This window comes from Acinetobacter haemolyticus CIP 64.3 = MTCC 9819, assembly GCF_000369065.1.
GTDB lineage: Bacteria > Pseudomonadota > Gammaproteobacteria > Pseudomonadales > Moraxellaceae > Acinetobacter > Acinetobacter haemolyticus.
Genome location: NZ_KB849804.1, coordinates 221048 through 245897, shown reverse-complemented (window position 1 = coordinate 245897; position 24850 = coordinate 221048). Strand labels below are relative to the sequence as shown.

At 37.3% G+C, this 24850-nt stretch carries 28 protein-coding genes and 2 pseudogenes; 13 read left to right on the top strand and 17 right to left on the bottom strand.

The window, feature by feature from the left end; all coding sequences use genetic code 11:
• Nucleotides 1-66: 66 nt before the first annotated feature.
• Nucleotides 67-627, bottom strand: coding sequence for a TetR/AcrR family transcriptional regulator (locus F927_RS11215; protein ID WP_004639856.1), 561 nt, complete (start codon nt 625-627; stop codon nt 67-69).
• Between the two features lie 92 nt (nt 628-719).
• Between F927_RS11215 and F927_RS11210 the strand changes: the two genes are divergently transcribed.
• From F927_RS11210 to F927_RS11195, 4 genes are all read left to right on the top strand, one after another.
• Complete coding sequence (locus F927_RS11210; protein ID WP_004639857.1) at nt 720-1262, top strand: HPP family protein; 543 nt, start codon at nt 720-722, stop codon at nt 1260-1262.
• Nucleotides 1263-1399: 137 nt separating this feature from the next.
• On the top strand, nt 1400-1978 hold the full coding sequence (locus tag F927_RS11205) for a TetR/AcrR family transcriptional regulator (protein ID WP_004639859.1): 579 nt from the start codon (nt 1400-1402) through the stop codon (nt 1976-1978).
• Nucleotides 1975-2883 (top strand): DMT family transporter, encoded by a 909-nt coding sequence (locus tag F927_RS11200; protein WP_005084714.1) that lies wholly within the window; start codon nt 1975-1977, stop codon nt 2881-2883. Before F927_RS11205 ends, F927_RS11200 begins: the two co-directional genes overlap by 4 nt.
• A gap of 22 nt (nt 2884-2905) precedes the next feature.
• Nucleotides 2906-3313, top strand: coding sequence for a hypothetical protein (locus F927_RS11195; RefSeq protein WP_005084712.1), 408 nt, complete (start codon nt 2906-2908; stop codon nt 3311-3313).
• Nucleotides 3314-3496: 183 nt separating this feature from the next.
• On the opposite strand, the gene F927_RS11190 is transcribed toward F927_RS11195, so the two are convergent.
• Both F927_RS11190 and tsaD read right to left on the bottom strand, forming a co-directional pair.
• A complete protein-coding gene (locus tag F927_RS11190; RefSeq protein ID WP_004639863.1) occupies nt 3497-4000 on the bottom strand; it encodes a hypothetical protein in 504 nt (167 codons plus the stop codon).
• 197 nt (nt 4001-4197) lie between these two features.
• On the bottom strand, nt 4198-5205 hold the full coding sequence (gene tsaD / locus F927_RS11185) for a tRNA (adenosine(37)-N6)-threonylcarbamoyltransferase complex transferase subunit TsaD (protein WP_005084709.1): 1008 nt from the start codon (nt 5203-5205) through the stop codon (nt 4198-4200).
• 144 nt (nt 5206-5349) lie between these two features.
• Here tsaD and rpsU point away from each other — a divergent pair, with 144 nt between their 5' ends.
• Nucleotides 5350-5565, top strand: coding sequence for a 30S ribosomal protein S21 (gene rpsU, locus F927_RS11180; RefSeq protein WP_005084707.1), 216 nt, complete (start codon nt 5350-5352; stop codon nt 5563-5565).
• A gap of 29 nt (nt 5566-5594) precedes the next feature.
• Complete coding sequence (locus F927_RS11175) at nt 5595-6041, top strand: GatB/YqeY domain-containing protein (RefSeq protein WP_004639869.1); 447 nt, start codon at nt 5595-5597, stop codon at nt 6039-6041.
• A 75-nt stretch (nt 6042-6116) separates the two neighbouring features.
• Here F927_RS11175 and F927_RS11170 read toward each other — a convergent pair whose 3' ends face one another.
• The 6 genes from F927_RS11170 to F927_RS11145 all read right to left on the bottom strand — a co-directional run bounded on the left by F927_RS11170 (nt 6117) and on the right by F927_RS11145 (nt 10804).
• Nucleotides 6117-6476 (bottom strand): hypothetical protein, encoded by a 360-nt coding sequence (locus F927_RS11170; RefSeq protein WP_005084704.1) that lies wholly within the window; start codon nt 6474-6476, stop codon nt 6117-6119.
• A gap of 36 nt (nt 6477-6512) precedes the next feature.
• The gene (locus F927_RS11165) at nt 6513-6878 is read right to left on the bottom strand and encodes a GFA family protein (RefSeq protein WP_004639873.1); all 366 of its coding nucleotides are present in this window, start codon (nt 6876-6878) and stop codon (nt 6513-6515) included.
• 33 nt (nt 6879-6911) lie between these two features.
• A complete protein-coding gene (locus tag F927_RS11160) occupies nt 6912-8354 on the bottom strand; it encodes a M48 family metalloprotease (RefSeq protein WP_005084702.1) in 1443 nt (480 codons plus the stop codon).
• A gap of 124 nt (nt 8355-8478) precedes the next feature.
• Nucleotides 8479-9066, bottom strand: a complete 588-nt coding sequence (locus tag F927_RS11155; RefSeq protein WP_008942019.1) for a 1-acyl-sn-glycerol-3-phosphate acyltransferase — start codon at nt 9064-9066, stop codon at nt 8479-8481.
• A 101-nt stretch (nt 9067-9167) separates the two neighbouring features.
• Nucleotides 9168-10133, bottom strand: a complete 966-nt coding sequence (locus F927_RS11150; protein ID WP_017394478.1) for a 2-hydroxyacid dehydrogenase — start codon at nt 10131-10133, stop codon at nt 9168-9170.
• Between the two features lie 17 nt (nt 10134-10150).
• Entirely contained in the window at nt 10151-10804 is a 654-nt protein-coding gene (locus F927_RS11145) for a hypothetical protein (protein WP_005084694.1), read from the bottom strand.
• A 268-nt stretch (nt 10805-11072) separates the two neighbouring features.
• On the opposite strand from F927_RS11145, the pseudogene F927_RS11140 reads away from it, so the two are divergent.
• The 3 genes and pseudogenes from F927_RS11140 to F927_RS11130 all read left to right on the top strand — a co-directional run bounded on the left by F927_RS11140 (nt 11073) and on the right by F927_RS11130 (nt 13117).
• A pseudogene (locus tag F927_RS11140) lies at nt 11073-12173 on the top strand (MBL fold metallo-hydrolase).
• A 142-nt stretch (nt 12174-12315) separates the two neighbouring features.
• Nucleotides 12316-12663, top strand: a complete 348-nt coding sequence (locus F927_RS11135) for an ArsR/SmtB family transcription factor (protein ID WP_017394480.1) — start codon at nt 12316-12318, stop codon at nt 12661-12663.
• Nucleotides 12653-13117, top strand: coding sequence for an SRPBCC family protein (locus F927_RS11130; RefSeq protein ID WP_005084688.1), 465 nt, complete (start codon nt 12653-12655; stop codon nt 13115-13117). Before F927_RS11135 ends, F927_RS11130 begins: the two co-directional genes overlap by 11 nt.
• Nucleotides 13118-13195: 78 nt before the next feature.
• Here F927_RS11130 and F927_RS11125 read toward each other — a convergent pair whose 3' ends face one another.
• Complete coding sequence (locus F927_RS11125; RefSeq protein WP_005084686.1) at nt 13196-14056, bottom strand: LysR family transcriptional regulator; 861 nt, start codon at nt 14054-14056, stop codon at nt 13196-13198.
• Between the two features lie 173 nt (nt 14057-14229).
• Here F927_RS11125 and F927_RS11120 point away from each other — a divergent pair, with 173 nt between their 5' ends.
• Nucleotides 14230-14994 (top strand): sulfite exporter TauE/SafE family protein, encoded by a 765-nt coding sequence (locus F927_RS11120; protein ID WP_005084684.1) that lies wholly within the window; start codon nt 14230-14232, stop codon nt 14992-14994.
• Between the two features lie 32 nt (nt 14995-15026).
• Here F927_RS11120 and F927_RS11115 read toward each other — a convergent pair whose 3' ends face one another.
• Both F927_RS11115 and F927_RS11110 read right to left on the bottom strand, forming a co-directional pair.
• Entirely contained in the window at nt 15027-16325 is a 1299-nt protein-coding gene (locus tag F927_RS11115; protein ID WP_005084682.1) for a Y-family DNA polymerase, read from the bottom strand.
• Between the two features lie 4 nt (nt 16326-16329).
• Nucleotides 16330-16941 carry a LexA family protein gene (locus F927_RS11110; protein ID WP_004639896.1) on the bottom strand — a complete coding sequence of 204 codons (612 nt, stop codon included), beginning with the start codon at nt 16939-16941 and terminating at the stop codon, nt 16330-16332.
• A 288-nt stretch (nt 16942-17229) separates the two neighbouring features.
• Between F927_RS11110 and F927_RS11105 the strand changes: the two genes are divergently transcribed.
• On the top strand, nt 17230-17460 hold the full coding sequence (locus tag F927_RS11105; protein WP_004639899.1) for a hypothetical protein: 231 nt from the start codon (nt 17230-17232) through the stop codon (nt 17458-17460).
• Nucleotides 17461-17604: 144 nt separating this feature from the next.
• Here F927_RS11105 and F927_RS11100 read toward each other — a convergent pair whose 3' ends face one another.
• The 4 genes and pseudogenes from F927_RS11100 to F927_RS11085 form a co-directional block, all read right to left on the bottom strand.
• Nucleotides 17605-17832, bottom strand: a complete 228-nt coding sequence (locus F927_RS11100) for a hypothetical protein (protein ID WP_026056278.1) — start codon at nt 17830-17832, stop codon at nt 17605-17607.
• 458 nt (nt 17833-18290) lie between these two features.
• Nucleotides 18291-19791, bottom strand: a pseudogene (locus tag F927_RS11095) (tripartite tricarboxylate transporter permease).
• Nucleotides 19792-19804: 13 nt separating this feature from the next.
• On the bottom strand, nt 19805-20248 hold the full coding sequence (locus F927_RS11090; protein ID WP_004639905.1) for a tripartite tricarboxylate transporter TctB family protein: 444 nt from the start codon (nt 20246-20248) through the stop codon (nt 19805-19807).
• Nucleotides 20249-20306: 58 nt separating this feature from the next.
• Nucleotides 20307-21350: a Bug family tripartite tricarboxylate transporter substrate binding protein gene (locus tag F927_RS11085; protein WP_005084679.1), complete on the bottom strand. Its 1044-nt coding sequence runs from the start codon at nt 21348-21350 to the stop codon at nt 20307-20309.
• Between the two features lie 679 nt (nt 21351-22029).
• Between F927_RS11085 and F927_RS11080 the strand changes: the two genes are divergently transcribed.
• Both F927_RS11080 and F927_RS11075 read left to right on the top strand, forming a co-directional pair.
• Entirely contained in the window at nt 22030-22959 is a 930-nt protein-coding gene (locus tag F927_RS11080) for a LysR family transcriptional regulator (protein ID WP_004639911.1), read from the top strand.
• Nucleotides 22960-23408: 449 nt separating this feature from the next.
• Nucleotides 23409-24200: a substrate-binding domain-containing protein gene (locus F927_RS11075; protein ID WP_005084673.1), complete on the top strand. Its 792-nt coding sequence runs from the start codon at nt 23409-23411 to the stop codon at nt 24198-24200.
• Between the two features lie 132 nt (nt 24201-24332).
• Here F927_RS11075 and F927_RS11070 read toward each other — a convergent pair whose 3' ends face one another.
• Nucleotides 24333-24551 (bottom strand): hypothetical protein, encoded by a 219-nt coding sequence (locus F927_RS11070; RefSeq protein WP_005084671.1) that lies wholly within the window; start codon nt 24549-24551, stop codon nt 24333-24335.
• Between the last annotated feature and the right edge of the window lie 299 nt (nt 24552-24850).

Sequence of the window (24850 nt, the reverse complement as noted above, 5' to 3'; positions counted from 1 at the left end):
CTTTTAGCTTTAATATAAAACATCATTAAACCTTTGATTGATAAAACTTAAAGGTTTAATGGTGATTCATCGGCTTTCATGAGAAAATGCATCCATAATTTGATCGATTGCATGTTTGATATCTTCAGCAACTTTTACATCATATCCTTCCACCAAAAAACGACTAATTAAACCCTCAATCAAGGTATAGATCGTTTCAATGCATATTTCAGCATGGATCGAGCCATCAAGATATTGTGCAATCAAATCTCTGATCCATCGTTTATGTTGCTGAGAAACTACAATAATGTCGTGATCACCTGAATGCGACTCAGCCACTGCCCGAACAAATAAACATCCTTTAAAATTATCCTCTTGAAACCATAGCAAATGCCATTCAATTAACTTATTCAGTGCTTCTCTACCTTTGGTATCAGCCACATAATTGAGCAAGCTCTGTCGGAACTTTTCGTCTCTTGCTTGCAACACAGATTTCACCAAATGATTTTTATTCTTAAAATAAGTGTACATCGTTGTTTTTGAACAACCTGATTCATCTCGAATTAAGTCAACACCGACACCAACAAAACTATTTTCATAAAATAATCGTTCTGCGGTATTCAAAATTTTATTCGCTGATTTTGACATAAAAATTTACTCAATTAAAAATAGTACAGATCTGTACTATTTTTAATTTTAGTTCTATTATTGATGGAAAGCAATCACCCTGTGAGATCAACATGCGATCACTATTTCATGGTAAAGAACATCTCGCTCCTTTACCTCATTCTATTGATATTTTAAGAAGCCTCATTGGTGGAACATTAAGTATTTTGATCTTAATTTTGCTCAGCAAATTAACTGATAACTTATTTATCATGGCACCTTTCGGAGCAAGCTGTGTGATCTTATATGCGGTATCACAATCCCCTCTAGCCCAACCTCGTAACGTAATTTTGGGGCATTTTGTCTCAGCATTTATTGGCTTAATCTTTTTAAAAATCTTTGGTGTTTCAGCGATAAGTATTGCATTATCCGTTGGTTGTGCGATTGCTGCCATGCAAATTTTACGTTGTGTTCATCCACCAGCTGGCGCTAATCCGTTGGTCATCTTACTCACCGCAAATAGCATCCAGTACGAATGGAGTTTTCTATTTTTTCCAGTGTTATTAGGGTCAATCGCTCTTGTCCTTGTAGCTTGGCTTGTCAATAACATTAAAACAGATAAGAAATGGCCCATCTACGGCTTAGCTTTTATCCATAGCAAAAAACCCAATGAATAACACAGCCCATCAATAATTTTTATCGCTTCATTTTCAATAAGTTGATTTTCAAATCAGAAGTAAAAAGCAATATATGCTTGCTTCAAATGTATGATCAACTTAATATTAGGTAGATCGGTATACCTAATAGATATTTTATGAGCACAAAATCTGCAAAACAAAAAATCTTAGAAACAGCCTCTGTATTGTTTTATAACGATGGGATTAACAATACAGGGATCAATAGCATTATTGAAAAAGCTAGCGTCGCCAAGATGTCGCTGTATAACAATTTCAAAACCAAATCCGAACTGGTGACTTACTATATCGAAGCTCGTCATCAGGAATGGTTAGATTTATACGAAAAAAGAAAAGCAACAATCCAATCACCGATCGAAGGCATTCTCGCTGTTTTTGATGCCTATCAAGATCATGCTGAATTTGCTTACGAAAATGGTTTTCGTGGTTGTGGACTACTCAATGCCGCAGCAGAATTTCCTGCTCACAGTCCAGAACGTTTAGCTGTGAAAAAACATAAAGATGAAGTTGAAAGTATCGTGGCACAGCATCTAAGCCAATTTATTGCCGATGATGAAAAAGTCAAACAGCTTTCTCTTTTACTTTCTTTTCTTTTAGAAGGCTCTATCGTCCTCGCCGGTTTGGAAAGTTCAAGTACAAAAGTTTTTGCTGCTAGACAAATGGCTCAGACCTTATTAGAACAAGAGATTTCAAATTGAAAAGCTCCACATTCAACTTAAGTTCACATTATGGATTTATCGCAGTTCTAGTTGCTTCAATTCTATGGGGAACAACAGGCACGGCTGCATCTTATGCACCTAATCTAAGTCCTTTGGCAATTGGGGCGATTGCAATGGGTGGTGGTGGCCTGTTACAAGCCTTACTCGCCCATAAAAATATTCTCGGTCATTTACCCCAGATTCGTAGCTACTTGCCCTTACTGTTAGTTGGTGTAGTTTCTGTTGCTATTTATCCATTGGCTTTCTATTCGTCGATGCGTATGGCAGGGATTACTATTGGCACAGTCATTTCAATTGGTTCAGCACCTTTATTTACAGCACTCCTGGAAAAGTTCTTTGATAAAAAATCACTTTCAAAGCAATGGTTTATCAGCTTCATTTTTGGCGTTATTGGTGTGTTTCTTTTGTCCATTGGTGAATCACATTCTCATGGGTCAACACAAAATATCTCCACAGATCAGAAAACGATTGGGATTATTCTTGGACTGATTGCAGCACTTACCTATTCTTTATATTCATGGGCTGCCAAGAAAATGATTGATCGTGGTGTCGACTCTAAAGCCTCCATGGGCTTAATCTTTGGGTTTGGCGCTTTAATTTTGTTGCCTACATTGTTTTTTACTGGGTCTAATCTATTTGATGAACCGATTAACCTCTATGTTGTCGGTTATATGATGCTTATTCCAATGTTTCTCGGTTATTTGTTATTTGGTTATGCTTTAAAAACAATTTTTGCCAGCACCGCAACCACGCTTACTTTATTTGAGCCACTTGTTGCAGCATTGTTTGCAGTATTGCTGGTCGGTGAGCGATTAGCACTGATTGGTTGGATAGGTATGATTTTGATTTTTTTGTGTTTGGCTGTGTTGTCTAAAAATAATTAACTAACCTATGCGAGTTTTTAATATGTGTGAATGCCTAATGGTAAAATCTTTTTTTGCATGCCCAGATGATTTCACTAATCTTTTTAGTTTTAATTTTAAGGCAGTTTATAACTTTCCAGAATACTTCAGAGAAGAACCTCCTACTAATGAAACAATACCAGATTTTAATTATTCTACAACATCCTACCAATGTTCAGAATGTCTGCAATGGTGGTATTTTGAGTGTTCGCCGACGGAACAGCCTTACCCGATCTTAGGTATTAAATTAAATACTAAAAACCATCTTTTATCAGAAAGTGAGGTTAAAGCGGTAAAACAATTTCTAGCTGTTCTTAGTCATGAAGGATTCTCAGCAGAAAAATGTATTCATCATGGATGCTCAAACTTAGCTCTTAAAAGCATTAAAATGTGTGTTAATCATTTTATTTAATATTAAATAGACCTCCTCAATAGGAATTTTTTGTATAAATACAGCTAAATAGGCTGACCAGAATCAGCTGATTTTTTCTTATTCATCAAAATATAAATCAAACATTGGATGAGACTATTTGACTTTCGATGCAGAAAATAAATTTCCTCTGCATCGTTTTCGCTCTACTATAGAACGTTAATATCAATACTCTTTTGCTAACTTCTCTAAAGTTGTCAGCATTTTTCTTACTACACTTCTTTTATGCTGCAACATATTTTTGATATTCGCTGGATTGAAACCCGTTAATTTCGCAATACCACGACTGGTCATGTATTCACCCGTCTTTTCAAAGTGTTTTTCACTTAGCTCAGTTTTTGCATTAGAAAATCGAACGGCTAACTTATAATCGTTAAACTCAGACCATGCACCCGTCTTATATTCATCCGCATCAAAGTCTTTTTTCTGCTGAGCTGGTTTTTCTCGAAGAATATTACTTAAACGATTAATGACAATTTTCTCTTCACTTTGTTCAATCAATTGATAAAGTTCAGTTTCTTCAAATGGACGCCCTAAAGCGATATCTTTTCTATATTGTTCAATTACTTTTTCTTTTGATGCAACCGCCTCCTCACCTTTTTGAGTAAGGCATAGAATCTTAAATAAAGATTCTAATCGGCCACAAGTAAAAATATAAGAAATTTTCAACGTCTATACTCCGCGATGAGTTTTCACTCATCAAAATAAATAATATATCCAATACTTTAATACGATAGCGTTAACAACAAACTCGCTATGGATATCAATCAAGAATCTGACTTTTAAATATAAGAATAGTTCAGTAAATCCAGAGACCTCTCTGATTTACTCATCGTCTCACAACCTATCAAAAGGATGCGTTTAATTTAGGTTGGTTTTAACTCGGTCATCGGCCAACGTGGCGTCGTCGTTACAGCTAAACCATCTTGCTGTCCAGCTTTTAAACGCTGATAACCTGCAAAAGCAATCATGGCACCATTATCAGTACACAGTGCAGGCTCGGCATAATAGACTTGTGCTTTGATCTTTGCCAGTGAAGTTTCTAATTGTTCACGTAGACGAACATTCGCACTCACACCTCCAGCAATCACCAATCGCTTTAAACCTGTTTGCTTTAACGCTTTTACTGATTTTTTAGTTAGCGTATCAACCACCGCTTCTTGAAACGAAGCTGCAATATCGGCATCACGATTTTCTTCACCAAGTTTTTTAAGTTGGACAGAAACTGCCGTTTTTAAACCACTAAATGAAAAATCTAAACCTTGATGTAAAATTGGGCGAGGAAAATCAAAAGCTTGAGCATCACCATTTAAAGCCAACTTGGCAATATTAGGTCCACCTGGATAAGGGAGCTTCATCATTTTCGCAACTTTATCAAAAGCTTCACCTGCGGCATCATCAATCGATTCACCCAGTAACTCATACTGACCGATGCCATAAGCCGCCATCAATTGTGTATGACCACCTGAAACCAATAAAGCCACAAAAGGAAATTCTGGTGGTGTTTCTGAAAGTAATGGTGCAAGCATATGACCTTCCATATGATGCACCCCAATTGCAGGTTTATTTAAAGCAAAAGCCAATGTTCGACCAAACAATGCACCTGTCATCAAGGCGCCCATTAAGCCAGGACCACGTGTATAAGCAACTGCATCAATTTCATGTTTTTGAACACCGCTTTGTTCAAGCAATTGATTCATTAAAGGAATCATTTTACGAACATGATCACGTGAAGCCAATTCCGGAACGACACCACCATATTCTGCATGAAGTTTAATCTGACTATAGAGAACCTGTCCTCGCAAGCCGAGTTCGCTATCATAGAGTGCTAACCCAGTTTCATCACACGAAGTTTCTAAGCCCAAAACTATCATTAAACTGCCTTTACAACGATCAAAAATAATATCGAAGCTATTATAGACTTGTGATCTGAGTTGTAAATGAGTAAAATACTGACCTTCACTTGCGATCTAGTGCATTGTGCGTTAGATCTTATCCATAATCTTAGAGGATTTTACATGCCACAAGTTAAGTTGAAAGAAGGCGAACCAGTAGACGTAGCTATCCGTCGTTTCAAGCGTTCATGCGAAAAAGCGGGTGTTTTAGCTGACGTTCGTAAGCGCGAATTCTATGAGAAACCAACTCAAGAACGTAAGCGTAAAAAAGCTGCTGCAGTTAAGCGTTACCAAAAGAAATTGTCTCGCGAATCTGTACGTACTACTCGCCTTTACTAATTAATTTGTGATTGACTGCTGAAAAGACTATGACGACTTTAAAAAACCAAATTACTGACGTATTAAAAAATTCAATGCGTGCCAAAGATATGGCAACAGTAACGGTAATTCGCGGTCTACAAGCAGCAATTAAGCAAATCGAAGTCGATGAGCGCATTGAGCTTGACGATGCTCAGGTTCTTGCGGTCATTGAAAAGCAAATTAAACAACGTAAAGAATCGATCAAAGCCTTTTCTGGCGCTGGTCGAGATGATTTAGCTAGTAAAGAACAAGCCGAAGTTGAGGTTATTTCTCAATTTCTACCAGCAGCTATGACTGAGGAAGAACTTGATTCTATCATTGAGCAAACGATTGCTGCTCAAGAAGCTACTAGCATGAAAGATATGGGTAAGGTGATGAATTCTCTACGTCCGATCATAGCCGGGCGTGCCGATCCTTCACAAGTATCTGCTAAAATTAAAGCAAAATTAAGCTAATCTACTTAACTCTCATTTATATTCCCTATTTTGTAAAATTGGATTCATTGCAATAATGAACCCAAAGTCTTTCGATTATTTAAATTCACACTGAATATTATATTTTTTCAGCATTTGCATTTCCTTTGACTCAGTGACTTGCTCAATCACATTTTGTTTGGTCATACTGGCATACTCTCTCGGTAATTGTGATCTATTCTTTTCAATTGCTGCATAAGAGTCTTGAACATATTGATTCACAATGGCACAGTATTTGGCTTGTTGTGCAGGCGTAAATTGTGAAAGTTGTGGATCTAAACTACGCAGAAAGTTCCGCATATCTTGCGCATAAGTTGTCGTTATTTTTTCTACTGTACGCACATATTGTTCAACTGAAGCCGCTGAACAAATCCCCATAAAACCAATTGCACAAATAAAAACAATAATTTTCTTCATCAATTTCTAACTTCTTTAACACTCAAGCCTGCCATATTATCTTACTTCAATAAATTTTGGCTTATGCTCGGTAAAAAATTCTTCTGTCGGCGCAGGAATATGCCCCTCAGTCACAGTGCCTAGACGCAATCGGATCACATTGGGCAAGTCAGTACGATACGAATAAATTGGACTACCACATTGCTGACAAAAAACGCGTGCTTTATTTGGTGTATGGAAATATTCTTTGAGTTGATCTCGCCCCTTCTCAAACTCAAACTTACTTTGATCAAGTGGGCTATTCCAACCTGCAAATGCACCTTGTGCTTGCTGACAGTGTTGACAATAACACAAGATACTATTTTCGATCTCTGCATGATATTGATATTGCACAGCCCCACATAGGCATTGCCCTTTAACCATTCGCTCCCCCAATTACACTTTTTCTAATAAGAATTAAATTTTTCTACGGCGGTCATCTTGCATTTGTTTTAAACGTGCATCAATTTTTGCAGACATTGCCATATTACCTTTTGCCAATCGTTGCGCATGAAGCAATGACTTAATCGCATTCTCTTCATAACCAGACCAATACTCAACCTCAGCACGATAACATAAGACATTGACAGCTTGTAATGGTAACTCTTTATCTAAATTTGCAGCACGTTGTAATAGTGCCCAACCTTGAATATCTCTCTGATTTTTATGGATGAAGCGCTGCACCAAACTTTGCGCTTGTGCTACCTGCCCCTGTCGAATCAATACTTCAGCAAACTTATAGGACAAAGCTCTATTTTCAGGCATAGTTTTTTGGATTGAACTAATCGCATCATGTGCTTGTGCTAATTTATTTTGACCCAGATAAATATCAGTTTGGATCAAAGGCACCAATACATGTGACTTTAATCTATTTTTGACCAAATCAAGATTTGCCTGAGCTTGAGTATAATCACCTTGTTCAAGATAAAATTTACTCAGTGCCAGTTGAGCTGCAGTATTTTTTTGATTTGCTAATGCTAATAACTGAATTTCGTTGGCTTGATTAGACGTAACGGTGGTATACCATTTCAGTATTTCAAAATCGAGATCATAAATTTTAGGTTTAACCCGAGGTAATTGATTGGCACGTAAACGAGCTTCACTCATACGTTCGGTGGTTAATGGATGGGTCAACCAGAAGTCTGGTAAAAAACTCACTCGACTAGTCGCGCGATGCATGGTTTCGAAATAATCTGCCATGCTCTGAGGGTTATAACCTGCGGCATACATAAATTGCATACCAATACGATCCGCCTCACGCTCCTGATTACGACTATAACTAAGCTGCTTATCGATCAATGCAGCTTGCGTTCCCATCATGACAGCAGATCCAACATCACCATCTGCCTGTGATGCAATCGCTGCGCCAACAAGAATCCCAGCGAGAGCAAGTAGTCCCTGCCCCTTAAATGCTTCTTGTGAGCGACTATAATGACGTTGAGTAACATGGGCAATTTCGTGCGCCATAACACCCGCAATTTCATCCAAATTTTTTGCTGATGTAATCAAACCTGTGTTCAGGGCAAATAATCCACCTGGCACAGCGAACGCGTTAATTTGAGGATCTTTAATAACGATAAGACCAATTGGTTGCCCAAGTTGAGTTTGACTAAGAATCCCTGAGAAAACCTGTAGAAATTGATCTTCTAACCAAGCATCTTGAATAGTCGGCATTTGTCGATGCACTTGTCGATATACTTTTTCACCAATAAATTTTTCTTTTTGTTGATCAAGCAAACCAACGCCGCTGCCAATATCAGGCACTTCTGTTTGTCCCGCTGTTTGAGATGGCAAGAAAATCTGAGTGTGGCTAATTTGAGTGGTGGCAATTAAGCCACATGCGAGTAGCAGCGATCTCAAGTGGTTTCTCTATGATTCTAATCGAGAAAATTAATATAACATCGAAAATGAGAAGAATTTGCAACAAAGTGTTATAGAAGACAGCTTTCCTGTCTTCTTTTATATCCGAACAATCAAATGTAGATTATTTGCTCGATGTATAACGTTGGTCAACACTAAATTTCTCTGGAAATTTTGCGTGAATATTTTCATAAAATGCCATGATCTCTGTCATATCTTTTTCGTAGTCACCCGAAGGATAGACAATTTTTCCAACCCCTGTTTTTTTCTTGGCATAGTCCATATAAGCCAGTGCAATTGGCACACCTGCTGCCACAGCCACATGGTAAAACCCTGTTTTCCATTGTTCTTGTTTAGCACGAGTTCCTTCTGGAGTAACAAGCATCACAAGTTTAGGATGGGTTTTGAACAAATCACTCATGAGCTGCACCATACTTGGTCGCTGTTGATCTTGTTGTTTCACACTGCGATCAATTCCTATCCCTCCCATTGCACGTACAAATGGGCCAAAAGGAAATTTCATATAACTATCTTTAATCGTTAGACGAACATTCACTCCTAACGCTTTAAGCGCTAAACGCGCATATAATGCATCCCAATTACTGGTGTGTGGTGCGGCAATCATGACACATTGATCAATATCCAAATCCCAATGATTGTCAATTTCCCACCCCATTAAGCCTAAACTCTGCTCAGCTAATTTCTCGAACACACGCACCCCAAGACCAAATCACAAAGGGCGCAAGTGTATCAATATTAAGCAGGCTTAAAAGATAGTTGAGTACAATTAATCAGCAATCAAGTTGTAAGCAATTATTCAAATTTTGGATTGACTAAATAACGGGGTACGCGATCTTCTAAAGCATCAATCAGGTTTTGATAAGCGAGATTCACCATCTTTTGGCGTGTTTCCAAAGTAGCTGAACCGATATGTGGTGCAGTGACTACATTTGCAAGCTCAAACAATGGGGAGTCTTGCAAAGGTTCTTTTGCATAGACATCCAAACCTGCTGCAAAGATTTTATTTTGTTGCAATGCCTGAATAAGTGCATCTTCATCGACAACGGAACCACGTGCAATATTCACAAACACCGCATGTTTTTGCATGAGATCAAATTGTGCCTCTCCGATTAGTGCTTTTGATTCACTATTTAGATCCACCGCAACCACGACAAAATCAGATTGTTGTAATAATTGATCTAATTCTCGATATTGTGCATTAACGGCTTGAGCAACTTCGATTTTTTCACGGCGGTTATGATACAAAATATTCATATTGAAACCATAAAAACCGCGACGTGCAATGGCTGCACCAATATGACCTAACCCAATAATACCAAGGGTTTTACCGAAAACATCCACACCAAATTGATCAATCGGTACAGTCCGTTTCCATTGTCCTTGCTTGGTCCAACTATCTAATTGCGGAATTTTACGTGCCGCACTCAGTAGCAAACTAAAAGCTAAATCCGCTGTTGTTTCAGTCAATACATGTGGCGTATTCGCAAGCCAAATTTTTCTTTGATTTAGATACTCAACATCATAGTTGTCATAGCCAACTGAAACAGTCGAAATGATTTTTAGTTTTTGTGCAGGTGCTAAATTACTTTCATTGAGTAAACGTCCTACACCAATCATGGCATCTGCGTCAACGACTTCAGTACGGATTTGCTCGTTAATATCCCCTAGTTTAGGGTTGAGAACCACAACCTGATAACTTTGTTGTAAGCGCGCTAAAACGTCTTGATCAATTTGACTAAATACAACGACTTTCTTCATTCTGAGCTTTCCATTTCCTACGACTGCATAAGCTGCCATAACCGTCTTTTTAATAAAGGTTGAACAATCATTTCCTCTAAACTTGCAAGATGCAATATATTGGTATGTTGAATAAAATCGAGCTGGCCAAGACAAAGAATTTTTTTATTGTTTGCTGTTGCATCTAAAAAGCCTTGAATATAAGACGAAAGTCCACGACTTTCCTGAAAAGCGGCCAGTGGAAATGGCCATTTCAATTCAGCATACTGACCAAGTCGAGCTTTTTGAATATTTTGCCATAGTTGTCGTTGCGCATCATTTAGCTGACTACTTTCCACTAAAAGAGCACAATTTTCTAGAACGTACATCTGCAACTCAAACGCTTGGACTGGTGCAGTGATGACGATTTGCTCTTTTTCTATAACCGAATCTTTAACAACTGGTTTTTCGTCAAGCTCAACCTGTTGTGAACTCTCTCGGACTATCGCGGGCTGAGTTTCCACAGATGCCATTGGAGCATCTTGAGTAATACGAGCATCATTGTTCTGTACAGGTTCACTGTATTGAGTCGGTTGATCAATGATCTGATCTCGCCACAGACTTGGTGCAGTATTTTTTTGACATACAACGTCTCTAGGAATCCAAACATCTATTCCCATCGCCGCTAATATGTTTCTCTGCTGCCCAATCATCTTATTTACTCATTTTATTCACAGTGATGAATACTGTTATCCACACATAGTCTAGCATAAACCACCTCCCGCTAATGGCTTCGTTTTGCTCAATCATGTCACCGCTGACTTACTTTTTTCAGCTTTGCATGATCACAATAAAAATTAAGCTATATCACGATCACGACATTTTCATTCATCGACTTTTTATCAATGTTTCATCATTTTGTCGCTTTTACTTTCTATTAATATTGACTATCGAATGCTCAAATAAAAGGTAATGCGATTTATGCTTATTGTTTTTGCTCTCGCTCTAAGCCTACTTATTTTTATCTGTTTTCTCTATACACGACACCCTCTTTTTGGAAGACTACCCTCTGGAGAACGACTACAACGTATTCAAAACTCTCCCAACTATAGACAAGGTCAATTTCGCAATCTCACCGAAAAACGAGGCATGACAGATTGCTCCCACACCTTCATTGAACTATATAGAACCTTTATTAAAACCATTCCGCATCGTCACCCCAAAGATATTATCCCTTCGGTTAAAACCAACTTACGGACACTCAATCCTCAACAGGATGTCATCATCTGGTTCGGGCATTCTTCTGTTTTTATGCAGCTCCACGGTAAAACTTTTTTAATTGACCCAGTCATGAGTGGCAAAGTCTCGCCTCTGCCTTGGGGAACTCGTGCTTATCAAGGAACTGATATCTATACCGTCGATGAATTACCTGATATTGATTATTTACTGATTTCACATGATCACTATGATCATTTGGATTATAAAACCATTTTGCAATTAAAGAACAAAGTCAAATATGTGATCACAGGGCTCGGTGTTGGTGAACATTTTGAATATTGGGGTTATCCCAAAGATATACTGATTGAAAAAGATTAGGGAGATCACATTGAGTTTGACGATGGTATTACTATCATCACCGAGACCACTCATCACGACTCAAGACGTGCTTTCGATGGCGGCAAAAATCTATGGATTTCATTTATTATTCAATCACCAAATAAAAAGATTTTTTACACTGGCGATGGTGGCTATAACAAACACTTTGTCGAAATCGGTGAAAAATATGGGCCTTTCGATTGGGCATTGATGGAAAATGGACAATATGATGCCGCTTGGCATGCGGTACATTGTCACCCGAATGAGGTTGCTCAAGCCACTGAGGAATTGAATGCACGTAATATGATACCTGTTCATCATTCCAAGTTTAGTTTAGCCAAACATCCGTGGTATGAACCAATTACTAGAATTACAGAATATTCAAAATCGAGAAAGTATCGACTTGCGACACCGATGATTGGTGAGTTAGTTGAACTCGATAACGATCATCAGCGCTTTAAACAATGGTGGGAAAATATTCGGTGAGCTCACTAACGAGTTTGAGCATTGAATATCAAACCATCATTTTTTATTTATGAGCATGTACTACAACTGAGTTACTGGGAAACTTAGCCTTTTGGATAAGTTTTTCTTGACTTGTGTTTTTTTTGAGCTAATACTTAGCTATATGGCTAAGTATGATTCGCAACTCGATCTTTTATTTAATGCTTTAAGTGATCCAACACGCAGAGCTATCTTGACTCGTCTGTCTCATGGTGACGCGACCACGACATCATTAGCAGAAGAACATGCGATGGCACTACCTTCTTTTCTGAAACACCTAAGAAAACTAGAAGAAGCTGGACTTATCACAACCCTAAAAAATGGCAGAGTCAGAACATATGCACTGAGCCCAAATGCATTAAATCCTGTGCAACACTGGTTACATCAACAACAAACCATGTGGGAAACACGCTTAAATCAATTAGAAGACTACGCACTCAATTTACAAAGGAAAAGAAAAAATGAACCTTGACCCTCAAACAGATCTAAAACTAGAGCGAACCATCAATGTACCACGTGAATTACTCTGGGAATGTTGGACTACGCCAGAGCATATTAAACATTTCTTTATTCCCAAGCCTCACGCAATTGTGTCTTGTGAAATTGATTTAAGAGTTGGTGGAAAATTTAATACGCTATTTGATGTCGATGGTAATCAGATTCCGAATCACGGCGTATTTTTAGAAATTATTGAGCATGAAAAATTAGTGTTCACTGATGCTTATACTGAAGACTGGAAACCAAGTGAAAATCCATTTATGACGGCGATTATTTTGTTTGAAGACCTTGGTAATGGCTCAACCAAATATACAGCGATTGCACGTCACCGCACACCCACAGCTCGACAACAACATGAAGACATGGGCTTTTTTAGTGGCTGGGGAACTGTGGTCGATCAACTCGAAGCCTATGCAAAAAGTTTATAGTCTATGCTTTATATCATCACCCTAGACAGGCTTCGACCTGTCTTTTTTTAATTTGAGTTAAGCTCCCCTCTAGGTACATCAGCATACTGACTTCAGTAAATCTATAAAAACATCTTTTGCACGATGTCCCTTAGATTTCTTATTCCAAATAAAATAGCTTTGGATAGATGGTATCTGTTCAAATGAGTACCCTCGTATCCCACCTATTCCTTTGAATTGCTCATAAACACTTTTGGGAACCAGTGATACCCCTGAACCAGCACTAATACATCCTAGAATTGTTGCATAACTTGCCATACTCGTAATTTGCACAGAGACATTATTAAGGCTCAACCAATGTTCTAAAGCGCTGCGGTAAGGACACCCTACTGGCCACATATAGATATCTTTATCAGATAAATCCTTTGGCTGCTTTAATTCACCCAAGGATGGTGAAGCAATTACAATCAACTCCTCCTTATAAATCTTCAGCCGTTCAATAGATGGATGCTTTTGATCAACTGCTATAATTGCTCCATCCAGTTTAAACTCTGAAACATCCTTGATCAGTTGTGGCCAAGTTCCTGTACTAAACTGAAGTTTAACCAATGGATATTCTTGATGGTATTGAGATAATAATTTCGGCAATCTACTGGTCGCAGATGATTCAATTGCACCAATTTTTAATACGCCAGAAGGCGGTGCGTTCATACTGATTGCACGACTCGCTTCATCGCATAAAAATAAGATTTCATTTGCATATTCAAGAAAAATAACCCCAGATGGACTAATGACTAATCCTCTCCCTTGTCGAATAAACAACTGAGTACCCAATTCTTCTTCAAGCAGTTTAATTCGGGTGGTTATATTCGAAGGGACGCAATGTAATAATTCGGATGCTCTGATAATGCTTCCAGTATCCGCAACCGTTTTGAACATTCTGATTTGGGCTAATTCCATTTTAACTATTCATTTTTATAGAATTTAAAACTCAATATAAGTCATTTGTAATCAGCATTCAATTATCGTAATTTCAACAATAACGACTACTTCTATGTATTAAGCGTTGAAGTTAAAAGTCTATTTATAACACCAATTTTTAAGATTTAAATACAATCTATTGGTTCACTATTATGATTGATGAAACCACCCTCATTATCTTGGGACTTTTTGCCTTTTGTGGTGGTTTAATTGATGCCGCTGTCGGTGGTGGTGGTCTAGTGCAAATACCAGCCTTACTAAATGCACTACCACAACATAGTATTGCCACCGTTTTGGGCACAAATAAATTGGCTGTATGGGCTGGAACAGCATCATCTTTCTTTCGATATGTACACAAAGTTAAGTTTGTTTGGAAACTTCTAATCCCCACAATGCTTTCAGCTTTTGTATTTGCATTTATTGGCGCTATGTCAATCGCTCATATCCCAAAGCAGTTTATGACATATAGCGTTTTATTCTTGCTCATCATCATGGCCGTTTATACTTTTCTAAAAAAAGATTTAGGAGCGTATAGCACTGATATCAAATGTGGTCATAAAGAAATTTTTTTAGGCATCGTTTTTGGTGGGGTTATTGGGTTTTATGATGGCATTTTTGGTCCAGGCAGTGGAAGCTTTCTACTTTTCCTTTTTGTCAAAGTACTTGGTTTTGATTTTCTCAGTGCCTCCGCATCCGCGAAGGTAGTGAACCTAGGTACATTTAGTGCAGCACTGCTATTTTTCATACCAACTGGTCATATCCTCTGGGAGATCGGTTTAATCATAGCATTCTGTAATATTCTGGGTTCTTTTGTCGGAGTTTTTTTAGCACTACATTATGGTAGTCAGTTTATTAGAATATTTTTCCTGATTTTGTTAATTTTCCTTATTATCAGAATGGGAATATCTATATTTTAAACCACTAAAATTTATATAAACTCTAAAACAATCTACCCAACCCTTAACACATCCTCCCACTTTGTTAGGTAGCTTGGTGATTTATGATTTTGGGTCATTCCCCACGCTCGCCCTTGTGGTCCAATCAAGCGTCCAAAAGTCATTACATCTCGCCCAAATCGCTCATTAATTTCATCAAACGCAACCGAAAGATTTTGTCGGGTCAGCATTTCTTCTGTGTTATAGAACAAATCAACAGCATGACGATGTTGAGGAATAATATCTAACAAAATCACCTCTGCTTTTTTATAGCGATGCCCCGCCTGATAAATCCGATCTAAGCCCTGTTGTACCGCTTTCATAATCACTAAACGGTCATCACTATAATCGACCAAATACACCACCGTAAAAGGCCGATAATACGCGTCTTTATTGAATCGATTGGTGCGGATACTTATACCCACGGCTTTACACAATAATTTTTGTTTCCGAAGTCGTTCAACTGCACGTAAAGCAAATTCGGTAAGTGCACCACTGAGGCTATTTTTATCTTCAATCGGTTGTCCAAATGAACGACTACTTAAAATTTGCTGACGATCAGAAATGACATCTTCGATTTCTAAACATGCAACGCCCTGAAGCTCTTTAACCGTATTTTCCAATACCACCGAAAAATGCTTACCCATCCTTTTCGGATCAGTTTGGAGCAAATCCATCACAGAGTAGATATTCATTTTTTCCAAACGCTGACGAATTTTTCGTCCCACCCCCCATACCTCTCCTACAGGGGTGTGCATTAATAAATCCTCGATGATGCAAGGATCCTCATCAACGAGATTACAAACTCCGTTAAAACTGGCATGCGTTTTTGCCAAATGATTTGCGAGCTTTGCTTGCGTTTTTGAATAACCAATCCCAATACAACAAGGTAAACCCAACCATTTCTTTACAGTAGACAGAATCTGAAATGCATATTTGCTTAGATCATAATGATGTTGATAAGCTGTAAGTTCTAAAAAGCACTCATCTATTGAATAGACTTCCTGCTCACAAGGATCAACAAAGCTTGCCAAGATATTCATAAATCGCCGAGACATTTCTGCATACAAAGCATAGTTACTTGAAAATACAGCAACATGATACTGGCGAATGATCTCTTCAATTTGGAAAAAAGGTACAGCCATTCGAATACCCAATTGTTTTGCCTCATACGAGCGGGAAACAACACAGCCATCGTTATTCGACAAAACCACCACAGGACGATTCTCTAGCTTTGGATTAAACACACGCTCACAACTAACATAAGCATTATTTACATCGACCAAAGCAAAAATACGTTGTGGTAATGGCATAAGTTTATCTCATTGGTTTCAAGTTATAGGTCACGACGCCCCAAATCACCAACTCCTGTCCTTCAGTGATATAAATATTTTGATAATCAGGATTTTCTGCTTTTAGCCAAACTTTTGGAGGATTAAAATGATGATCAATCATTAAACGTTTTACAGTAAAGTCATTATCAATCAAGGCAATTACAATATCACCTGACTTGGCAGGAATACTTCGATCCACCACTAAGGGATCATCAATGTCAATCCCAGCATCCAACATCGACAGTGAATTGGCTTTCACGATAAATGTTGAGTTTTCATTTCGAATTAAAAACTCATTTAAATCCAAAGCTTGCTCGACATGATCTTGAGCAGGTGAAGGAAAACCTGCTGCAACACGTTCAGTTGCTAGTGGAATATGATAAATTCGATCATTCTTTGCCTGCACGTTTTGGATTTTCATTGTCGACGTCAAATCATTCCGTGCGCCAGTTTTGACATTATTCAGTAACCATTTTTTGATGAAATCGACCTGAGATTCAGGAACACGAATCACTTTGGTCGGTTCACTGAATTGGGCTTTTCGTCCTGCATTGGCTCTGGCTCCACCATGCTCCGACTCAGTCTTTTTGGACATAACTCCCCCTTACCCAAGTTAAAAATGCTTTCAATTAATTTAACTTGAAAAAGTTACAAATTCAAGTTGACGAAAAATTAATTTTGCATAACAATGAATTTCATAGATCAGATTTTAGCTTGTTCAGTCAAAACAAGGATGTTGAACAAATTAAATTACTGTTTTAAATGAATAACTTAATATACAACTCTTGTATCAAAGACATTAAGTTATTGATCTAATTCACGAATATATTTGATCTAAATAGTAAGCTTTTATGCAAATATTTTTGATGTGGAGACATGAAAAATGAACAATCAACGCGATGCTATTCTTGGTTATGCTGACGAACAACATGCTTTCTTTATTCGTCTCATTGAGAACAATACTGTTCTTGGTAATAGCTATGGAATATTCTGTGAGAACGAAAATAGTGAAGCTGCTGAAAGTATTATGACGACGCTATTTTTAAAGAAATCTTTTTGGTTAAATGGTTCCGAGTTTAAAGATATTGTGAAAGGACTTAACCCCATTACTTAGTATATCCATGTAATACTCCCAAACATGAACTTCAGAATAATCAACAATGATAATGAATCAATTCAGTCAAATTAAATTAAAGCCCACTGATTTTATACAAATCAATGGGCATTTTTATTCGGACTAGAATAGATCATTTCATTATTACACTAGTCTTTTATCATTCACTAAAGCAACTAATTTATAAATTTTCCCATCGAACTCATCTTCAAATAGCAAATCCATATTTGGAAAGATCGCACGACCCTCTATTTCAATATGCTCTACTCGTTTGAAAAATGAAACCTCATGGTCCTCAAGTTCATTCAATTGTGCAATAACAATTGATTCATTTTCTTCTTGATCCTTTACCCTTACCGTGACCTTATTCATATTCATGAGTAATTCTCCCGATTCCCAATTTTATCTGTATAGAACTATGTAAAAATTTCGAATGCTTGTCGACTATGGCGTTGTAACAAGAGTTATAAGTATTATATTTTTATTGCCAACCTACATAAGACATTGAATTTTATTATTTAAAAATAAAATAAGTTGTATCTTTATTTAACCATCGGGTTACAAAGAAATGCTTTGTTTCACAAACACAAAAGTACATCCCTAAACCATATATCGATGCAGCTAACTTAATTCAACTTATCGAGTGACGATCAATTTTTCTTATCTAAACGAGTAATCGGCTAGATGCAATCTCCATATAACCAAGACCATCGTAATTCAAAATAATTCATAGCAATAACACCAATGTCCGCAAATACAAACCCAAAGAATTGAAAGTAATCTTTTTCATAATCATAAAAAAGGTCAGGAATCCTGACCTTTAAAAGAGCTTATTTCCGCATTTGTCTTTTGACAAATAAGTATTTTCTGACAAATGGTAAAATCAGAAGCAATCCTGACATCACCCACAAGCCTATACTTATATTGCTATCCCACAGAATGTTTAGCTCACCATGAGAAATAGAAAGAGCACGGCGTAGATTGGACTCCATTAATTCACCAAGGACAAAGCCTAAGATTAAAGGAGCCAATGGAAAATCAAACTTTCTTAATATATAGCCGACAACACCTAAACCAATACACAGTAATAAATCAAAAATCGTACTATGAATTGCATAAACACCGACGAAACTAACTGTTGCTTACAGGGATAAGAATATAGTTAGGAATATTAAGTAGTTTGGCAAAAAAACCAACTAATGGTAAGTTTAAAACCAAAAGAATAATATTCCCAACCATCAGCGAAGCAATCAAAGCCCAGACTAATACAGGTTGTTCTGCAAACAGTTGAGGGCCTGGTGTAATGTTATATAACGTCAAAGCTCCCATCATAACGGCTGTTGTACCCGATCCAGGCACACCCAAAGTTAGCATGGGAATAAATGATCCACATGCAGCGGCATTATTTGCACTTTCTGGAGCAGCCAATCCTCGCAAGTCTCCTTGACCAAACTTACCTTTTTCACCCGCCAGCTTACGTTCAGTGGTATACGCCATAGCACTCGCTACACTTGCCCCCGCCCCAGGTAAAATTCCTGAAAAAAATCCAATGAATGAACTTCGAATAATGGTTGCTAATGAGCTCAATAACTCTTTTAAATTAAATAAAGATCTTTTGCCTTGAGCAAGTACAACTTTTCCAACGGTTGTTCTTTCCAATAGTAGAAGAATTTCACTGACACTGAATAAACCAATTACGATGGTTGTAAAAGCAATACCATCACTTAACCCCACACTATCAAAAGTAAAACGATATACGCCTGTAATTGCATCCATACCAACCGTGGACAAACCCAACCCAATCAAAGCCATGATTAATGTTTTAAAGGGCTGAGTGCTCACCAAACCAGTTAGACACACAATCGCAAAAACCATCAAAGCAAAGTATTCTGCTGGCCCAAATGCAATCGCCCAGTTCGCTAAAATCGGTGCAAAAAAAACAATTCCAATAAAAGCAACCATACTTCCAATAAATGAACTCACTGAGGAAAGTGATAAAGCAATACCAGCTTTACCTTGCTGAGCTAAAGGATAGCCATCCATCGTGGTCATAATGGCACCAGCATCACCTGGAACATTAATTAAAATTGCCGAAATTCGCCCTCCATACTCACAACCCAGATAAACTGCAGCAAGTAAAATTAATGCGCTCTCAACTGGCAAACCCAATGCATATGCAAAAGGTAAAAGTATCGCAACACCATTAATTGGCCCCAAACCAGGAAGCAATCCCACAATAGTTCCAACAAATGCACCAATAAATGCAATTAATAAATTTTGTGGCTGCAGTGCAACCTCAAAGCCAGTCATTAAGAAACTTAATACGTCCATAAATTTGTCATCCTTAACCCAGCAATCCCATTGGTAATGGCACATCTAAAACACGATCAAATAAGTAGTAGGTTGTTACACCCAAAATACAGGCGGTGATAATGGTTGGTCTTGTTTTTCCTTTGAATAATTTGCCTATAGCTATTGCCATCAATGTTGTTGCAATAATGACCCCTAGTAACTCAAATAAAGCTGCATATAAAGTCAACGCAAATACACATAATGTAATTCTAAAAAGCAAATGCTTAGTCCAGCCTAACTCAACAGGTTCAAACATGATCGTGGGTCTAACAGTCAAATAGACAGCACTCACCGTGATCAGTCCCATAATCAAAAGAGGAAAGGCTTTTGGTCCCACAGAGTCATAGGAGATTGGCGCATCAAAGTTACTTGCATAAATCACCAAACCCAAACCACAAAGGGCAATAATCCCCGTTAGGATACGTTCTGATTTCATTGTTATTCCTTAACACGACGAAAAGTGCCAAATCATCGATTTGGCACTCATTCATTGATTATTTAGATAATTTATATTCAGCAGATAATTGATGCATTTGATCAGTTTGCTTGTAGACATAAGCTGTGATCTGATCGCCAGTCAGTGCAAATGGCAACAAATCCTGATTATTACGAACGGTTTCAAATTTTTTGTTTTCCATCATTTTATCGAATGATGTTTTCCACCATTGATAAGCATCATCACTGACTTTAGGTCCCATGTAAAAGCCACGAATCACAGGCCATTCAATATCATAACCCTGCTCTTTCGCAGTTGGTAAGTTTGAAAATTTGCCTTGTAAACGCTCATTTGCAAATACAGCAAGTACTCGTATTCTGCCAGCTTCTAAATTTGAACTGACTTCACTAATATTTCCAACTGCCACTTTGACATGCTGCCCTAAAAGCGCTGTCAGAACTTCGCCCCCTCCCTCTAAAGCAACAAAACTCATTGCCGAAGGATTTATTCCTGCTTTTTTTGCAAGCATTGCTGATTGCATCCAATCCTGACCACCAACACTGCCTGCTCCACCAAAACTGATTCCCTTAGGGTCTTTTTGTAGATCTTTTATCAGATCACCCAAGGTTTGATAAGGCGAATCTTTATGTACGGCAACTAAACCATAATCAACCGCAACACCTGAAAGCCATCTCACATCTTTTTCTGTGAAATTTCCAAATTTACCTTGGGCTAGATTGAGTAATGATCCAGTGGAAAATGCAATTACAGCTTCATTATTTGCAGAATCATTGCTCACAATTTTATTGTAGGCAACCGCACCTACTCCACCTGGCATATACGTTACGCGGATTGGATCATTTAAAACCTCAGTTTCTTTCAAACCTGCTTGGATTAATTTACAAGTCATATCCAAACCACCACCAGGCTTTGCTGGGGCAATACATTCAGGACGTTTAGGTTGTCCTGCCTCTTTTGCACCATTAGTATTACATCCAGTGAAAACCAGAATCGAACATGTAACTAGAGCAAATGAAAGTTTTTTCATTATAAAAACATCCTTATTGTTTAAGTGATCCATTAAAGTTTTCCCTACTACCATTGCAGAACCTCCTTGATCGTTGTTTAGCCTTGGTGATTTGAAAATTTTTCTAAACAGCGAGTTTCAATGTAAGCGTCGTGAGATAGAGCCTCATTCCAATAAAAACCTGAGTTATTACATGGTTTTAGACACAATCTAAGACAGCAAACACGATAAAATTCGTATGCATTTCAAAACTAACTTATTGTTATTTTCTGTTTATAATTCAAACCTAATTCATGTGATGATGAACATTCAAAAGCAAGCCAACATTTCTGATACAACGCGGCATTCCTGTTGCCAACAATGAGAACATCGTCCATCGATCTCTCTCCTCTCAAATTTTCCTTACTTTAAGTTGAAACAGCGAGCTGCTGTGATAGCGAAGAATTAAAGGGGTATTTAATTATTTTAAATAGTATTGAATTTCAGAGTGTTTTAGCGCCAAATTGCATATACGTAAAAAACAATTTAAACCATTGTTTTGATTTAAATAATATTAAAAACACTTGCTAAGGTATTTAAAAAAAATATAGGCTAAATCTTTAAAACTCAGAATTACGTTCTCTCTCCACCCAAGATCAGTATATTTTTTGCTTGAATAAGCATTAATTTTGTAGACACTATTAAAATAATATTACTTGATATGTTTAGTAATATTTTTAGAAATATTTAACATGGATGCTTAGAGAACTTTTTCATGGAAATTAAACAAATAAAATACTTTTTAACGGTGGTTGAAGCAGGAAGTATTGGAAAAGCAGCCCAGAAACTTGATATTGGTGCTTCGGCGATTAGTCAGCAAATTAGTAAGCTTGAGCAAGAATTAAGTATACGTTTATTACAGCGAAATGCTTTTGGAGTATCGCCAACACCAGCAGGGCTCGCATTTTTAAAACATTCACAATTAATTCTAAGACAGATCAACTTTGCAATTGATGCAGCACACTCAGCAAGGCTCTCAGGTCATGTCAGTATTGGTTTACCCCCCACAATTACAGCATTATTGGGCATACCATTAATGAAATTGATGTCAGAACGCTATCCTGACATTCGTCTTGAAATGATAGAAACCCTATCTGGCAATCTGATACAAGCAATTAACTCACGTCAACTTGATCTCGCTATTATTTTTACCAATGAAGTAGACAGGCAATGGTCTATACAACCGTTAGTTCGAGAGCAAATGTATTTAATGGGACGTAGAGAAATCTTAGAAAAACATCATCTTCATGACTGCCTCAAGAGCGGTGTGATTCAGTCTCAATACATTGGTGATATTCCCTTAGTTCTACCTCGCCAAAGACATAGTTTGAGAAAATTCTTAGAACATAAGATTGGTGTAGTAAACGTTGCTTATGAGATTGATGGGTTACATTTACTCATGGATAGTCTGATTCACCTAGATCTTGTAAGTATTCGTCCTGGGAGTGCTTGTCTACAAGAATATAAACATAAATTACAGCTACTTAAAATCGTAGATCCAGAAATTGAACGTATCAATTATTTAGTGAGCATCGCCGAAGAACAATTATCACCTGCTGCGTTAGCCGCTAAATCAGCAATCAAAGCCTGTGTTAAAGCGCTTGTACAGAACAAAAGCTGGCCATGTTCTGAATTAATTTTCTAGAACGCCATTAGTTTTTTTAAATACCTCATTAGATTTGACCTATCACTCCTTACTTTTATTTGGGTTTACATTCTTTATTGAGTCAAAGAGCTATTTCTAATTATTGAAATATTGATGGCATGTTCATACTAAGCATAAAACATCTCTCTTCTACTCAAAAGATTATCTTTGATCTCAGCTAAGTTGAAACTAATTAACTAAGAACCAGATCAGGTAAAACATAACAATATAGAACAAGGAGGTTTCTAAATGCCAATATATAAGAACTCAAGCTAATTTCCAGTCTGTGTCAGATCTCACACCTATTTTTCTTGTGCTATTCCATAACAACAGCGCTATGTCATAACATCGCCCAGAAAATAGCATCTGAAACAAGAAATTCTTTATTCATCAACAATATGGTGCTCTGTAGTCATTTTCCATACTGTACTCAATTTAAGCGATCTAACATGAAAAAATCTCCATTCTTAACAATTGTTTGCTTAGTAAGTTTTAGCTTCAGTCCGATTAAAGTTTATGCAGATACACTCAAAGTAATTAGTTCTGGTGGGTTTTATTCTTCTATGGAAAAACTCATCCCTCTTTTTGAAGAAAAAACAGGTCATAACATTGAGCTATCCTCAGGTTCATCTATGGGAGCCTCAAGTACATCTATCCCAAATCGGCTGGAGCGTGGCGAACAATTCGATGTCGTCATTCTAGCCTCACCTGAACTCAACAAACTAATAGACAAAGGTTATCTCAACTCAAATACGCATGTAGATTTAGTCAACTCTAGCATTGGCATGGCGATACCCAAAGGCACCAAAAAACCAGATATCAGTTCTGCTGAAAATTTTAAAAAAGCATTATTAGATGCACGACAAATTGGATATTCTGCAAGTGCGAGTGGTACACACCTTGAAAAGGATGTTTTCCCAAGTTTTCAGCCCGTAGAATATAAGATAATTCGTGCTAAAGCCGAAAAGGTTGTCGGTGATCGAGTTGCTAAACGTGTCGCGGAAGGACAATTTGACATTGGTTTCCAACAAATCAGTGAAATCAAACCATTTACAGGTAAATATGGACAGGTTGAATTAGTAGGACCTATTCCTGCCCCCTATCAAAAAGTGACCATATTTTCTGCAGGTATCGGGAAAAACTCTAAAAATGAAGTATTGGCTAAGGAGTTAATTCAATTTGTGAAATCACCACAAGCGAAACATATTATCGATGATCAAGGTTTAGAGCAGATCAAATAAAATCTTATGATCTTGGACAAAATCAAGGTTAAATTAAAAGGACTGAGCCCTGTAGAGTACAGAGCTCAGTCCTCAGAATAACCATCCAGCTTATTAGGCTAAGTCCAGATCGGGTTTTATAGCTGCTAAAATTTAATTTATATCTACAATATCAACAAATTGATAAATACGTCCATCTTTAGGGTTTTCGAAAAGTAATTCCATATTCGGTCTTAAGATTTCCCCTTCAATTTCAATATGCTCTATGCGCTTGAATAAAGGAATGTCGTGTTCATTCACTTTTTTAATAAACGCAACTGCAATATTTTCGGTTTCAAATTGGTCCTTCACTTTAATTTGTATATTATTCATTGAAACACTTCCTTTTTTAAATTAGAAAAAACATAACTGCACTGAGTCTAAATGGTATAATTGCAACAAAATGTATTGCAAAGTAAGAGAGTTACCGTAAAAGCAGTTATGCGTTATAAAAGTACACCGCTAACAACAAAAATAAGATGTACTAAGTTTTTGCTAGCAAAATATGACAAATATACAATAAGTTTGTCGACAAAAGCCTTGTAACCAAAAATGTAAAAACAATTAAAATATTATAAATCAAATATTTATTACAAAAACTATAACGTACAATTTATGAAGAATTTGCTTAA